The organism is Streptomyces sp. NBC_00096 (assembly GCF_045041305.1).
Taxonomy (GTDB): Bacteria; Actinomycetota; Actinomycetes; order Streptomycetales; family Streptomycetaceae; genus Streptomyces.
Genome location: NZ_CP108221.1, coordinates 3,470,023 through 3,483,438 on the forward strand (window position 1 = coordinate 3,470,023; position 13,416 = coordinate 3,483,438).

General features: G+C 70.6%; 15 protein-coding genes. 10 read left to right on the forward strand and 5 right to left on the reverse strand.

Annotated elements, in window-relative coordinates:
* Positions 1–53 precede the first annotated feature (53 nt).
* On the forward strand, positions 54–971 hold the full coding sequence (gene pucL, locus OG904_RS15200) for a factor-independent urate hydroxylase (RefSeq protein ID WP_405491196.1): 918 nt from the start codon (positions 54–56) through the stop codon (positions 969–971).
* A 74-nt stretch (positions 972–1,045) separates the two neighbouring features.
* Here the strand turns inward: pucL and OG904_RS15205 are convergent, their stop codons facing one another.
* Entirely contained in the window at positions 1,046–1,468 is a 423-nt protein-coding gene (locus tag OG904_RS15205) for a histidine phosphatase family protein (RefSeq protein WP_405491198.1), read from the reverse strand.
* A gap of 212 nt (positions 1,469–1,680) precedes the next feature.
* Between OG904_RS15205 and OG904_RS15210 the strand changes: the two genes are divergently transcribed.
* The 3 genes from OG904_RS15210 to OG904_RS15220 are packed head-to-tail and all read left to right on the forward strand — an operon-like array spanning position 1,681 to position 3,021.
* Positions 1,681–1,899, forward strand: a complete 219-nt coding sequence (locus OG904_RS15210; RefSeq protein ID WP_405491200.1) for a CbtB-domain containing protein — start codon at positions 1,681–1,683, stop codon at positions 1,897–1,899.
* A 32-nt stretch (positions 1,900–1,931) separates the two neighbouring features.
* On the forward strand, positions 1,932–2,681 hold the full coding sequence (locus tag OG904_RS15215) for a CbtA family protein (protein WP_405491202.1): 750 nt from the start codon (positions 1,932–1,934) through the stop codon (positions 2,679–2,681).
* Positions 2,682–2,721: 40 nt separating this feature from the next.
* Positions 2,722–3,021, forward strand: a complete 300-nt coding sequence (locus OG904_RS15220) for a hypothetical protein (protein ID WP_405491204.1) — start codon at positions 2,722–2,724, stop codon at positions 3,019–3,021.
* Positions 3,022–3,094: 73 nt separating this feature from the next.
* On the opposite strand, the gene OG904_RS15225 is transcribed toward OG904_RS15220, so the two are convergent.
* Positions 3,095–3,706 carry a TetR/AcrR family transcriptional regulator gene (locus OG904_RS15225; protein ID WP_405491206.1) on the reverse strand — a complete coding sequence of 204 codons (612 nt, stop codon included), beginning with the start codon at positions 3,704–3,706 and terminating at the stop codon, positions 3,095–3,097.
* 124 nt (positions 3,707–3,830) lie between these two features.
* Between OG904_RS15225 and OG904_RS15230 the strand changes: the two genes are divergently transcribed.
* Positions 3,831–4,787, forward strand: a complete 957-nt coding sequence (locus OG904_RS15230; RefSeq protein ID WP_405491208.1) for an alpha/beta fold hydrolase — start codon at positions 3,831–3,833, stop codon at positions 4,785–4,787.
* Positions 4,788–4,816: 29 nt separating this feature from the next.
* On the opposite strand, the gene OG904_RS15235 is transcribed toward OG904_RS15230, so the two are convergent.
* On the reverse strand, positions 4,817–5,812 hold the full coding sequence (locus OG904_RS15235) for a GlxA family transcriptional regulator (protein WP_405498025.1): 996 nt from the start codon (positions 5,810–5,812) through the stop codon (positions 4,817–4,819).
* A gap of 281 nt (positions 5,813–6,093) precedes the next feature.
* Here OG904_RS15235 and OG904_RS15240 point away from each other — a divergent pair, with 281 nt between their 5' ends.
* Both OG904_RS15240 and OG904_RS15245 read left to right on the forward strand, forming a co-directional pair.
* Positions 6,094–7,242, forward strand: a complete 1,149-nt coding sequence (locus OG904_RS15240) for a hypothetical protein (RefSeq protein ID WP_405491210.1) — start codon at positions 6,094–6,096, stop codon at positions 7,240–7,242.
* A 94-nt stretch (positions 7,243–7,336) separates the two neighbouring features.
* Positions 7,337–8,710, forward strand: a complete 1,374-nt coding sequence (locus tag OG904_RS15245) for a CynX/NimT family MFS transporter (protein ID WP_405491212.1) — start codon at positions 7,337–7,339, stop codon at positions 8,708–8,710.
* Here OG904_RS15245 and OG904_RS15250 read toward each other — a convergent pair.
* Complete coding sequence (locus OG904_RS15250; protein WP_405491214.1) at positions 8,670–9,602, reverse strand: MBL fold metallo-hydrolase; 933 nt, start codon at positions 9,600–9,602, stop codon at positions 8,670–8,672. The two genes, OG904_RS15245 and OG904_RS15250, sit on opposite strands and share 41 nt — an antisense overlap.
* A gap of 151 nt (positions 9,603–9,753) precedes the next feature.
* On the opposite strand from OG904_RS15250, the gene OG904_RS15255 reads away from it, so the two are divergent.
* Positions 9,754–10,443 carry a TetR/AcrR family transcriptional regulator gene (locus tag OG904_RS15255; RefSeq protein WP_405491216.1) on the forward strand — a complete coding sequence of 230 codons (690 nt, stop codon included), beginning with the start codon at positions 9,754–9,756 and terminating at the stop codon, positions 10,441–10,443.
* A 78-nt stretch (positions 10,444–10,521) separates the two neighbouring features.
* On the opposite strand, the gene OG904_RS15260 is transcribed toward OG904_RS15255, so the two are convergent.
* Positions 10,522–12,012, reverse strand: coding sequence for an MFS transporter (locus tag OG904_RS15260; protein WP_405491218.1), 1,491 nt, complete (start codon positions 12,010–12,012; stop codon positions 10,522–10,524).
* Positions 12,013–12,202: 190 nt separating this feature from the next.
* Between OG904_RS15260 and OG904_RS15265 the strand changes: the two genes are divergently transcribed.
* Positions 12,203–12,634: a MarR family winged helix-turn-helix transcriptional regulator gene (locus OG904_RS15265; RefSeq protein WP_405498027.1), complete on the forward strand. Its 432-nt coding sequence runs from the start codon at positions 12,203–12,205 to the stop codon at positions 12,632–12,634.
* A gap of 271 nt (positions 12,635–12,905) precedes the next feature.
* Positions 12,906–13,361, forward strand: a complete 456-nt coding sequence (locus tag OG904_RS15270) for a hypothetical protein (RefSeq protein WP_405498029.1) — start codon at positions 12,906–12,908, stop codon at positions 13,359–13,361.
* The last annotated feature ends 55 nt before the right edge of the window (positions 13,362–13,416 follow it).

Genomic DNA, 13,416 nt, shown 5'->3' on the forward strand with positions numbered 1-13,416 from the left:
GGGATCCAGAAAACCGGACTCCGTGTTCCCGAGTACCCGAAGGAAGACAGCGCATGAGCAAGCACGTCCTCGCCCAGAACCAGTACGGCAAGGCCGAGAACCGCATCGTCAAGGTCACCCGCAAGGGCAGCGACGGTTCCTGGCACGAGATCCGCGACCTCAACGTCTCCGTCGCGCTGCGCGGCGAGTTCCGCGACGTCCACCTCACCGGTGACAACGCCAACTGCCTTCCCACCGACACCACGAAGAACACCGTGTACGCCTTCTCCAAGGAGCACGGCATCGCCTCCCCGGAGGCCTTCGGAATCCTGCTCGCCAAGCACTTCGTCTCCTCGCAGGAGCCGATCCGCGAGGCGCAGATCCGTGTCGAGGAGTACGCCTGGGAGCGGATCCCGGTCCCGACGCGCAAGGAGCAGCACTCCTTCTCCCTCAAGGGCACCGAGGTGCGCACCGCGCAGGTCACGTACAGCGAGACCACCGGCCTCCAGGTGATCTCGGGTCTGAAGGACCTGACCGTGATGAACTCGACCAACTCCGAGTTCCACGGCTTCATCAAGGACAAGTACACGACGCTGCAGGAGGCGTACGACCGCATCCTGGCGACCAAGGTCACCGCGCGCTGGGCGCACTCGGCGCTCGCCGCCGAGGACGCCGGGTACGACTGGGACCAGTCGTACAAGAAGGTCCGCAAGAACATGCTGGAAGCCTTCGCGGAGACCTACTCGTACTCGCTGCAGCAGACCCTGAACCAGATGGCCGAGCGCGTGCTCGACAACTGCCCCAAGGTCAACGAGGTGCGCCTCAACCTCCCCAACAAGCACCACTTCCTCGTCGACCTGGAGCCCTTCGGCCTCAAGAACGACAACGAGGTCTACTTCGCGGCGGACCGCATGTACGGCCTCATCGAGGGCACCATCCACCGCGACGGCGTCCAGCCGGTGATCGCCACCAGCGACTGGATCACGGCGTAACGCCCCGTCCGACGCGCTGAAACAGCCGGCCCGGCCCGCCCGCGCGGCCGGGCCGGCTGTGCGTCCACCGCGCTTCACCCCTCGGGCTGCCCCACGAGCAGGTTCCAGCGCCCGGAGCGCCCCGTCAGGGCCGTCACCGAGCCGGGCCGCACGTCGAGCCGCCAGAAGGCCGCTGCGGGCAGCTCCAGCGCCCACACCACGGCCGCCCGTACGACGCCCTGCCCGACCACCACCCGGTGCGTCCCCGGAGCCAGGCCGCCCAGGTGTGCGCCGACCCGCGCGATCAGGGCCTCCACCGACTCCCCGCCGCCCGGGGGCGCGAAGGAGGTATCGGTCATCCAGCTGCGCAGCCCGCCCGGATCCCCGGCCGCGACCTCGTCCATGCCCCGCCCGGCCCAGGCCCCGTACGCCTGCCCCCGAAGCCCGTCGTGCCCGGGGCAGGGCTCCGCGAGCGGGAACCGGTGCAGCCGCTCGGCCTCGCCGATCGGAGGTCTCACGAGCTGGACTCGCACGGAGGGGGGCTTCATAAGGTGAGCGTAAGCGCGGTACGGTCACGGACGACAAGACGACGGTATGACGGAAGCACCGGTGAGAATCCGGCACGGTCGCGCCACTGTGAATCCTCCCGGAGGGGGAGGAAAGTCAGACCCGCCACCGTCGTCAAAAGCACCACTGACCGGGACGCGTGTTCCCTCTGGAGGCTCCTGCCATGGCCCACTCCGCCGTGCCCACGACTGCCGCACCCGCCGGCCTCGCCCCCATCTCCCTCTCCGCGCTGGCCCCCTGGGCCCTGTTCGTCGGCGTCCTCATGCTCGTCCTGCTCTACCTCGTCGGCGCCGAACAGGGCGCCACCGCGATCTTCGAGGGCGACACCGTCCACGAGTGGATGCACGACGGCCGCCACCTCCTCGGCTTCCCCTGCCACTGAGCCACCCCATCAGCAAGGGAAGTACCGAAAACATGAATTCCATCTCCCCCCGCGTGCTCCTCGTCCGGGGCATGCTCGCCGGCCTGCTGGCCGGAGTCGCGGCCTTCCTCGTCGCGTACCTCCTGGGTGAATCCCAGGTGGATGCGGCGATCGCCATCGAGGAGGCCGGCGCCCACGACCACGGCGACGAGGCAGCCCCGGTCAGCCGGGCCCTCCAGGCCACGGCCGGCCTGGGCACCGGGACCCTGCTCTACGGGATCGCGCTCGGCGGCATCGCCGCGCTCGTCTTCTGCTACGCGCTGGGCCGCATCGGCCGCTTCGGCCCCCGGGTCACGGCGGCGCTGGTGGCCGGCGGTCTGTTCGTCACCGTCAACCTGGTGCCGTTCCTGAAGTACCCCGCCAACCCGCCGGCCGTCGGAGACCCCGACACCGTGGTCCGGCGGACCACCCTGTTCGTCCTGATGATCGCGCTCAGCGTGCTGCTCGCCTCGGTCGCGCTGATCGTGGGCCGGCGCCTCGCGCCGCGCCTGGGCAACTGGAACGCCTCGATCGTCGCCTCGCTCGCCTTCGCGGTGGCCGTCGGCATCGCCTACGCGACCCTGCCCACCATCAACGAGGTCCCCGCGGACTTCCCGGCAGCGCTCATCTGGCAGTTCCGGCTCGCCTCGCTGGGGATCCAGATCGCACTGTGGACCACTTTCGGCCTGGCTTTCGGATTTCTTGCCGAACGGGCCCTTGTCCCGGCCGTCGCACCCAAGGAGGCTGTACAGCCTGCGAGTTGACGTCTCGCTTGCTGGTGACTGAAGGGCTGGTGGCGGCGCGATGACGACGGCGATCCGAGAGTCGGCGGACCACCGAAGACCCAAGAGCCGCCGAGAACGGCCGCAATGGCGGGAGTGGCGGGGCTGGACGGGCGCCGCCCCGTTCTGGCTGAACTCCGCCCTGCTGCTCCTGACCCCCTTCGCCGACGTCACCCTCTTCGCGCAGATCGGCATCATCGCGGCCCTGGCCGCCACGGGGGGCCTGGCCCGCCACCTCTGGTCGGGTGACTACGGCCACCCGGCCATCCATACCGCCGCCGTGCTGATGGGCGCGGCGGCGGTGGCGTTCGTGGTGCTCTGACCGCGGGGGCGTGCACGGACATGGCCGTGCACGGACATGGCCGTGCTCGATTCGGTCGAGCGCCCCGGCGCCGTCAGCCGGCCGGGGGCGTGAAGATGCGGTCCAGGTGGTGGCGCAGTACCCCGGTGGCCGCGTCGGGGTCCCGCTGGCCCACGAGGATGCTGGTGCCCAGGGTCGCCGACATGGCCAGCAGGCTGATCGCCTCCGTGCGCGCGTCCACGCCCGGGTCGGCCAGCGCGGAGTCCTGCGCGTGGCGGATCAGGCCGGTCAGCGCGTCCTCCGCCGCGTCCGGGTTGTCGATGAAGGGCTGGGCGGCCAGGGCCTCGTCGGTGACCGACAGGATCGCGTACGAGCTGTAGAGCAGGTGGAAGGTGCGGCTCTCCTCGTCGGTCGGCAGCGCGGCCAGCAGCAGCGCCTCGGCGGTCGCGCGCGGCCCGGGGTCCGGTCCGGCGGCGCGCAGGCGGGCGCCGACTCGGGCGGTGAAGCGGTCGGTGAGGTGCTGGAGGCCGTAGAGGAGCAGCTTCTCCTTGGTCTCGAAGTAGTACTGCACGAGCCGCAGCGATACGCCCGCCTCGGCCGCCACGTCGCGCATGCCGACGGCGTGCAGCCCGCGCCGTCCGGCGACCCGGACGAGTGCCTCGGCGATCTGGGTGCGCCGTTCCTCGTGGTCCACGCGCTTCGGCATGTTCTGGTGTCTCCGCCCGGTCGGCCGTGGGTGACGAGCCCCTCGGATCCTCTTCATGGTACCGCCGTACCATCATCATGGTACGGTCGTATCACGAAGAACGGATCCTCCCGGAGGTGCCACCGTGCCCGAGACCCCTGTGACCGAGAGCGTGACCGGAGCCCGCCGCGACATCGGCCGCTACGTCAACGACACCCTGCGCGACCGCTACTTCGCCGCCTGCGACGCGGTCTACGCGATGGGCGCGCCCGCCCGCTCCGAGACGGACGTCGAAACCAGCTTCGGCACCACCCACGTCTACCGCTACGGCCCCACCGACCCGGCGGCCGAGTCGCGCACGCCGATCGTCCTGATACACGGATCGGGCGGCTGCTCCGCGCAGTGGTACCCCAACACCCGTGCCCTCAGCGCCGAACGACCCGTGTACGCCCTCGACACCCCCGGTGACCCCGGCCGCAGCGTTCAGCGCGAGCCCATGTGGCAGCCCGAGCGCGCGGCCCAGTGGATGGACGAGGCCCTCGACGCGCTCGGTCTCGACCGGGTCCACCTCGTCGGCTCCTCCTACGGCGGCTGGCTGGTCATCAACCAGGTGCACCTGCGGCCCGGCAGGCTCGCCTCCGTCACCGCCCTCGACCCGGGCGGCCTGGAGAAGGTGGGCCTGCGCTTCTTCGGCTGGATCTTCGCCAGCCTCTTCGCCACGTTCGCCCCCAAGGCGCTGCGCCCGCGCCTCGCCGCCTGGCTGGAACAGCCGGTGATCGTCGTTCCCGAGCTCCGGGCGTGGGTCCACGCGGGCGTCCGCGCGTTCCGGATCCGCCGCCCCGCCCCGCTGCCGCTGTCGGACGGGGAGCTGGGCTCGATCCGGACGCCGTTCTACCTGATCATGGGCAAGCGGAGCCTGCTCGTGCACCCGAAGCGCCAGCTGGAGCGGGTGCCGCGGCTGATCCCCGGAGCCCGCGCCGAGATCGTCGCCGCGACCGGACACGGACCCCAGCTGGACCACCCCGACCTGGTCAACACCCGGATGCTGAGCTTCATGGAGGACGTCGACTCCCTGGATCCGGCCGCGCACGGGGCCCCGTAGACCGGGCTCCGCACGCCGGACGGCGGGCGTCAGACGGCGGAGCCGGCCCGGAAGCGGAGCCGGTACTCCGTCGGCGTCGTGTCGAGCTTGCGGCGGAAGGCCCGGATGAGGGTGTCGGCGGTGCCGAACCCGCAAGCGGAGGCGATGCGTTCGAGCGTGGCATCGGTGGCCTCGAGCTGGTTGCGGGCCATCTCCACCCGGGCGGACTCGATGTACGCGGCCGGGGTCATGCCGAGCTCGGACTTGAAGATCCGGGCCAGCTGCCGCTCGCTGATGTGGGCGTACGCGGCGATGTCGCCGAGGCTGAGCTGGTCGCCGATGTTGCGCCGGATGAAATGACGCAGGTCCTCGCTGCGCCGCGTCGCCGAGACCGGCTCCAGGGGAACGCTGAACTGGCTCTGCCCGCTCGGCCGCTTCAGGTACATCACGAGCTGCCGGGCGACGCGCAGGGCGATGGTCTCGCCGAAGTCGTCGGCCACCAGGGCGAGCGAGAGGTCCAGGCAGGCGCTGATCCCGGCGCCGGTCCACACGTTGCCCTCGCGGATGAAGATCGGGTCGGCGTCGACCTCGATCGCCGGGTGGTCGCCGGCGAGCTGCTGAGCGGTGGACCAGTGGGTGGTGGCGCGCTTGCCGTCGAGCAGTCCGGCCGCGGCCAGGATGTGCGCCCCGACGCAGACGGACGTGACCCGGCGCGTCCGCTCCGCGAGCACCTTCACCCAGCCCACCACCATGGGGTCGGTGAGGGCGTGCACGCGGCGCTCGGCGTCCAGCTCGACCGCGCCGGGCACCAATAGCGTGTCGATGCTCCGCGCGGAGGCCTCCTGGAAGGTCATGTCCGGAAGGATGCGCACCCCGGCCGAGGTGGTGACGGGGTCCAACGTCTCTGCGGCCAGGACCACTTGATAGCCGGTGGCGTCGTCGGTCTCGCGCTGTACCAGGGAGAACACCTCTGGCGGACCGGTGACGTCCAGCAGGTCGACGCCCTCGAAGAGGACGATCACGATCAGTCGTTCGACGGGGCTCATGGGCGTGAAACCGATGTCCATATCTGCATGCTAGACGCCATTGTTGACATGGATGCGTCGCACTAGCGTTCAACTCGCCCCACACCGGTCAGGTGTTGGGCGACGAAGGCCCGAACCCGATACCCATACCCGTGAGTTGGCACACCCATGTCCGCGACGAGGCCTCGCGCGGACCCACCGGGGCCAACTCGCCACCCCCACACGCAGAACCCCCCACAGAAGAGTCTCCACGCAATGACTGAACGCATCCCTTTCGCAAAGAGAAGACGGATAGACGGACCATGGCTACACGCAGAGGTTTCATCGGCGGCGTCTCCACGATTAGCGCCGTAACGCTCCTCGGTACTTCCACGGCGGCCTCGGCCGTCGAGGTCACGGACCCGGCCACGGACGGGACCGTGGCGGCCTCGCCGGAGGCGGAGCTGGCGGCCCGCGACGCGATCCGCGCCGTCAACGCCGGAATGCGGTCCAACTACGCGGCGCTCAAGGCCGAACTGATCACCCACCTGAGCCCGGTCATCGTCGTGCAGAACGACGCCAAGGGCGGCAAGTTCACCCTCATCAACAACGGGGCCGTGCAGGAAGCCGTCAACCCCGTCGCCGAGATCTTCGAGCTGGCGAAGTCGGTCAGCCACGTCGCGCTGGGCATCTTCTCCGTCATCGCCCCGTACCTGAGCGAGCGGATCCCGAACCTCCCCAACGCCGCCCGCGTCGACGCGCACGACCTGCACATGGTGGCCTTCAAGGGCCCCCAGTCGGACGGCTGGATCACCCCGCTCCAGGGCTTCGCCACCACGCTCACCACCGCTCGCCAGCAGCTGAACAAGGCGAACCTGCCGCAGGACCTGCGCATTTCCTTCGGCAAGGTCATCGACGAGGCCCTCACCTTCATCGCCGACTCGGTGCGCGCCCGCTCCTTCGACATGGCCTCCTTCGAGAACTTCTCGGCACGGGTCTACCCGAGCATCCGCACGAACATGACCTACGCGGCCAACGCCCAGATCACCGCGATCGAGGGCCTCATGCAGCGCTGGCGGACCCGGATCGGCGAGGCCGCGTGGGCGGACCTGTACACCGTCGTGCTCTCGATCTGGACGACCTCCGAGCTGAACCAGGCTTCGATCATCATCAAGCGGTGCATGAACCCGGCCAAGGTCGCCACCCACTTGATCGACCTGCCGACCGTCCAGTTGCCCACGGACCCGATCTTCGTGGCCCTGGACAACCTCGCCCGGATCGTGCAGGACAACATCGCGGCCGAGATGGTGTTCCCCACGGACCAGAAGGTCGCGGACGCCCTCAAGGGCAAGGAAGACCTGCTCTCCGACGAGATCCTGAAGCAGCTCGGCGTGACCACCGGGGTGCGCACCGCCTCCGCCGTCTCGACGGTGGCGACCTGCCCCGTCCAGCGGACGACCGCAGCGGTCTAGTCGTGACGGACCGATTCCTTGTCCGGGAGCGTGCGGACGTCCAACTCCCGGACGGGGAAGCCGGATCCGCGCACGACAGGGGGACAGGAACACCATGGCTTCTTCACTTTCACTCTCACTCTCGCGTTCGCTTTCGCGTTCGCTTTCCCTGCGCAAGGTCCGGGCGGTCCGTGTCTGGGCCCTGTTCGGAGTCGTCGTACTGGCCGTCAACCTGCGCGCGGCCATCACGGGGGTCGCTCCCGTACTCGCGGAACTGAAGGCCCAGTTCGGGCTGAGCGGGTTCGGGACGAGCGTGCTGACCACACTCCCCGTGCTGTGCCTGGGCGTCTTCGCCTCCCTCGCCCCGCCGCTCGCCCGCCGGGTGGGCGCCGAAGTGGCGGTGGCGGGTGCGCTCGTACTGATCACGACGGGGATCCTGATCCGTCTGCTCGACTCCCCGGTGGCCCTGTTCAGCGGAACGGTGCTGGCGGGCGCCGGCATCGCCGCGGGCAACGTGCTGCTGCCCGCGATCATCAAGTGCCAGTTTCCCGGGCGGGTGGGGTCCGTCACCGGGCTCGCGATGATGCTCATGGCCGGCAGCGGCGCGTTCGCCGCCGGTCTGGCCGTTCCCCTCGATCACGCCGCCGGCTGGCGCGTGGCCTTCGCGGTGTGGGCGGTTCCGTCCGCGATCGCGGCGACGGTGTGGGCGGTGCGCGGCCGGGTCGACTGTCGCTGCGTACCCGCGACCACGCCCCAGGCGCCGGGTGCCGCCGCGGGCTCGCTCCTGCGCTCGCCGCTGGCCTGGTCGGTGGCGGCGTTCCTGGGACTGGTGTCCCTGGTGTTCTACGTGCTGGTGTCCTGGCTGCCCGCGATCATGCGGGACGGCGGGTACCCGGCCACCGAGGCCGGGGTGATGGTCTCCGTCATGCTGCTCATCGGGATCCCGCTGGGCTTCGCCGTCCCGCTGCTCGCCACCCGGCTCGGTGACCAGCGGCCCCTGGTCCTGGTCGCGGCCGGGCTGACGGCGGCGGGCCTGGCGGGCCTGCTCCTGGCGCCGGGGGCCGGCTGGGTGTGGGTGTGCGTACTGGGTCTCGCGACCGGGAGCGCCTTCCCGCTGGCCGTCACCCTGCTGAGCCTGCGCTCGCCGTCCCCGGTGGTCGCCGCGGGACTGTCCGGCATGGCGCAGACCGTCGGCTACCTGCTCGCCGGGCTCGGACCGCTGGCGGTGGGGGCGCTGCGCGGCGCCACCGGGGGTTGGCACGTCCCGCTGCTCGTGGTGCTCGGTCTGGTGGTGCCCGAGACGTACTTCGGACTGCGCACCGCCCGGCCCGGCTTCGTACGGCCCCTGCCCGCCGAGGGCGCCGGGGACGGCGACGGCGGCGGGGGCCGGGACGGGGGCGGCGCGGCGGGTCCGCGGATTCCCGCTCCCCGTACGGAGCGGCCGCTGGCTACGACAGGTCCTTCTTCTCCCCGGCCGGCTTCAGGCTGACCAGCTTGGCGTCGAGGCCCTGCTCCCGGAACGCCCTCACGAGGGACTCCGTGTTCTCGGAGTAGATGTTCCAGCTGTCGGTGTGCACCGGGACCACCCTGCGGGGGTTCAGGTCCTTCGCCACCAGGGCGGCGTTCCGGGAGGTGAGGGTCAGCGGGGCGTTGTCGAGGATCGCGGGAGTGCGGGCGGCCCCTGCGAAGATCACGGCCGTGTCGATGGGGCCGATCTCCTTCTTGACGCGGTCCCCGACCTCCTTGGCCACCTTGACCGAGGCGTTGTCGCCGGAGATGTAGGTGGTGGGGACGTCCTTGCCGCTGAGCACGAAGCCGGTGACCTCGCCGTCCGCGCCGCGGTCCACACCGTCGGGCCCGTGCAGTCCGGGGACGGCGGTGACCTTGATGGTGGCGCCGCCGGAGGTCTTCAGTTCCGTGGAGGTCCAGCTCTCCATGCCCTGGACGTGGGTGCCGAGTGCTTTTTGGGCCCCGGGGGTGGAGAGCACGAGCGGCATGGTCTTGAGCAGTTCGCGGCCCGAGTCGTCGAGGTTGTCGTCGTGCTGGTGGTGCGAGAGGAGTACGGCGTCGATCCTGCCGATCCCGTCGGTGCCGAAGGCGGGCCCCTGGATCTTCTCCAGGCCGCTCGGGTACTTCTTGGGCGCGTCGAAGGTCGGGTCGACCAGGATCCGCGAGCCGGCGACCTCCAGGATCACGGTCGGCCCGCCCACGTGCGTCACGGTGAACGCCTGGGCGGCGGTGGATTCGGTCCCGCCAGTGGACCCGGTCCCGGGGGTGGACCCGGCGGCGCTCTCGCCGCCGCAGGCGGTGAGGAGGGCCGCGCTCGCGGTGGCGGCGACGGTGGCCGTGGTGGCGCGGAGGAACGACGAAGAACGGCTCATGAGGGCGTACCAGCTCTCTTGCGGTGAACGGGCGGCAACTGTTTTCAACGCTAACACAAGTCGTAATCGTTGATAACGAACCTCTGTGAAAGCAGGCCTGTTTCCGGGAAACGCCCAGGTCCCCTCTGTTAGCGCTGATATCGTTTGCGGTATGTCAACGGCACGAGAGCGCATCCTGGAAGCCACCGCGGAGCTGCTCGCCACCAAGGACGCGCCCGCGATCTCGACCCGGGCCATCTGCGACCGGGCCAAGGTCGGCATGCCCGAGATCTACCGCCAGTTCGGTGACAAAGAGGGACTGCTGACCGCGGTGGCCGACATCGGCTTCGAGCGCTTCCTCGCCAACAAGCGGCGCAACCCCCACACCGGCGACCCGGTGGCGGACCTGCGCGCGGCCTGGGACAGCCACGTGGCGTTCGCGCTGCGCAACCCCCACCTCTACCGGCTGATGTTCACGCCCGCGGGAGAGGCCAAACCGCAGTCGATCAAGGAAGCGCAGGCCCTGCTCCTGGCAGCCGTGGAGCGGTGCCGCGACGCCGGACGGCTGCGCACGAACCCGGCTCTGGCCGCCCAGTCGATCCTCTCCGCGAACGTGGGCGTGTGCCTGATGGCGCTGTCCTTCCCCGAGCTGTTCGGGGGTCTGGACATCTCGCAGTCGGTGCGCGACGCCGTGATCGGGAAGGTCACCGGCGAGGAGGGGGAGGACACGAGGGTCGCGGCCGCGGTCGTCCTCGCCCAGGCCCTGGTCGGCACCCTCACGGGATCGGCGCCGGCGGACGAGGACACCGTCGACCGCCTGACCCGGGCCCTGCTCCCCTCGGCGGAGGCGCCCCCGGCCTAGGCGTCGCCTACGGCTGCGTACGCCCGCGCCCCGCTGTCAGCAGCGGGGGCGCGGGCGCGGGGGCGGTACGGGGGCCGGTCAGCCGGATGCGCCCGCGGGGGCCTCCGCGGGGGCCTCGGTGGAGGCGGCGCTGATCGCGTGCTGTTCGTCCTCCGGCCGGGCCTTCGCGGGCAGCAGGAAGCCGCTGGCGAGGAACGCCACCAGCAGGCAGGCCTGCACGACGAGTGCGCGCTGGTACCCACCGGTGAAGTCCCCGGCCCCGGCCCGGGCGAAGAACACCGAGCCGAAGACCGCGACCCCGACGGACCCGCCGATGGACTGCACCGCGGACAGCACCCCGGAGGCGGAGCCGATCTCGTCGTCGTCGACGGCGGCGAGGACGAAGCTGAACAGGGCGGCAATGACCAGGCCCGACCCGATGCCCGCCACCGTCACGCCCGGGGCCACGTCCAGGATCGAGAACGGGGCGCCGCCCAGGGCGTCGAGCTCGAACCAGAGCAGGGCCGCACCCGCGAGCTGGACCAGCGGGCCGATCTGGAGCACCTTGCGGCCGATCCGCTCCGCGAGGAAGGCGCCGCCGACCGCGCCTCCGATCGCGGTGCCCAGGGCGAGCGGCAGATTGCCGAGGCCGGCCTCGCCGGCGGTGAACTGGCGGCCGATCTGCAAGTAGAGGGTGAGGACGAGCTGCGTGCCGACGAGCCCGGTGAAGAACAGGGCGATGCCCGCCAGCCCGACGCTGAAGGCGGGCTTGCGCAGCAGGGCCGGAGCCACCAGCGGTTCGCGGCCCGCCGCGGCCGTACGGCGCTGCTGGAGCGCGAACAGGCCGAAGCCGATGACCGAGGCGACCATGGACAGCCAGGTCCACAGCGGCCAGCCGTCCTCCTGGCCCTGGTTCAGCGGCAGCACCAGCAGCGCGCAGGAGGCCGCGACCAGGCCCGCACCGGCCAGGTCCACGCGCACCGAGCGGTCACCGGGCTTCCTCGGCACGAACTTCGCGGCGACGGCGAGGGCGGCGAGGCCGATGGGCAGGTTGACGAGGAACACCGCCCGCCAGCCCAGGCCGAAGAGGTCGCCCTCGATCAGTCCGCCGCCCAGGACCGGGCCGATGATGCCGCCCAGGCCGAGCACGGGGCCGAAGATCCCGAAGACCTTGGTGAGTTCGGGCCCGGAGAAGTTCTCCCGGAGCAGACCCAGGCCCTGGGGGAGGAGCAGCGCCCCGGCGGTGCCCTGGAGCAGCCTGAAGGCGATCAGCGAGCCGGTGTCCGGTGCCAGTGCGCAGAGCAGCGAGCAGGCGGTGAAGGCGGCCAGGCCGAGCAGGAACACGCGGCGGCGTCCGTAGCGGTCACCGAGCCGGCCCCCGAGGACGAGCCCGGCCCCCAGGGTGAGGGCGTAGCCGCCGATCACCCATTGCAGGCCCACGGGGCCGGCCCCGAGGGACTCCTCCAGGGCCGGGCCGGCGACGTTGACGATCGAGGCGTCCAGCAGATCCATGATCTCCGCGACGATCATCACCACCAGGATCAGCCAGCGCCACCGGTAGGGCCCGGTGGGGGACGGCGGGGCATGCATCCAGATACCTCCATGGTGAAGTAATTCCACGGTGAAGGTAAATTGGGGTCGATAGGTTGTCAAGGACAGGCAGAAGGGGAAGGTGGCGGCCTTGACGGAGGAACCGGTGCACGACGAGGTGCGCGCCGAGGTGCGCGACGAAGTGCGCGACGAGGTGCGCGACGAAGTGGCGGCGCAGCGGGAACGCCTGATGGAAGGGTTGAGGACCTACGGCGGCCACTACGCCGAGCTCGGCCGGCGCTTCGCCGCCTGGCTGGGCCTGCACTCCACCGACGCGACCGCGGTGCTGGAGATCGCCGCCGCCGAGGAGCGGGGCACCCCCCTGTCCCCGGCCCGCCTCAGCGAGCGCATCTCCCTGTCCACGGGTGCCACGACCGCGCTCCTGAACCGCCTCGAAGCGGCCGGGCACGTCACCCGTACCCGCGAACACTCCGACCGGCGCGTCATCACCCTGCGCGGCGGGGCCCACGTCCGGGAACGGGCCGACGAGTTCTTCGGCCCGCTGGCCCACCGCCTGGACGCCACCATGGCCCACTACCCGCCGGAACTCCTCGAACGCTTCGAGTCCTTCGTGGCCGACCTGAACGCCACCATGGACACCCACCTCGGAACCAGCGGCTGAAACCGGTCATGGCGGAGACGAGGCGTCAGGGACGCGCTGTGGAGCGGTCCCTGACGGGCTGGCATACTGCTGCGGTAGCCCTTCGTGCATCCCCCGTCGCGAAGGGCTACAGCCGTAGGTCGGCGCGGGGTGATGGGGGCAGGGGTGTTTCACACGGCCAGGGGACTCCCCTGTGGTCCCCTGACCGTGTTTTTTGTAGTTAACAGTGACGTAGAGTGTTTATGCAAGCCCGGCACTTGCGCCGGTGCATGATGCGAACGTGGGTAACCGGATGGACATCGGCGAGGAACACGTGCCCGAGCTGCAGTCGTTGCGGCAGAAGGTCGAGTACATGCTGGAGAAGACCTTCCCGGGCCAGAAGGTTTCCGGGCGGACCTTCGCCGAGTTGGTCAAGGAGCGCGGCGGCTCCCTCTCCCACAGCTACTTCTCGAACATCCTGGCCGGGAAGGTCACGGAGCCCTCCGAGGAGATCCTCAAGGCACTCGGGCTGGGCTTCGGCGTGGACTGGCGGTTCTTCAAGGAGGAGTCGGAGGTCGTCGGCGACGTGGTCGCCGGACTCCAGTTCCTCGCCAAGCGGCGCACCGGCGAGATCAGCGGCGTGGCGGGCCGGGGCGTCGATGACGACGGACTGTCGGCGGAACTGCTGGAGTTCGCGCTCTCCCTGCTGGCGGACACCAAGGCGAAGCAGCGGCCCGACGCCGTGGAGAATGGGGAACCGGGGAGCTAGCGCACGCGTCTCTCTGCGGGCGGTGCGCGTTGGCTACACTCGCCGACCGTGTGTC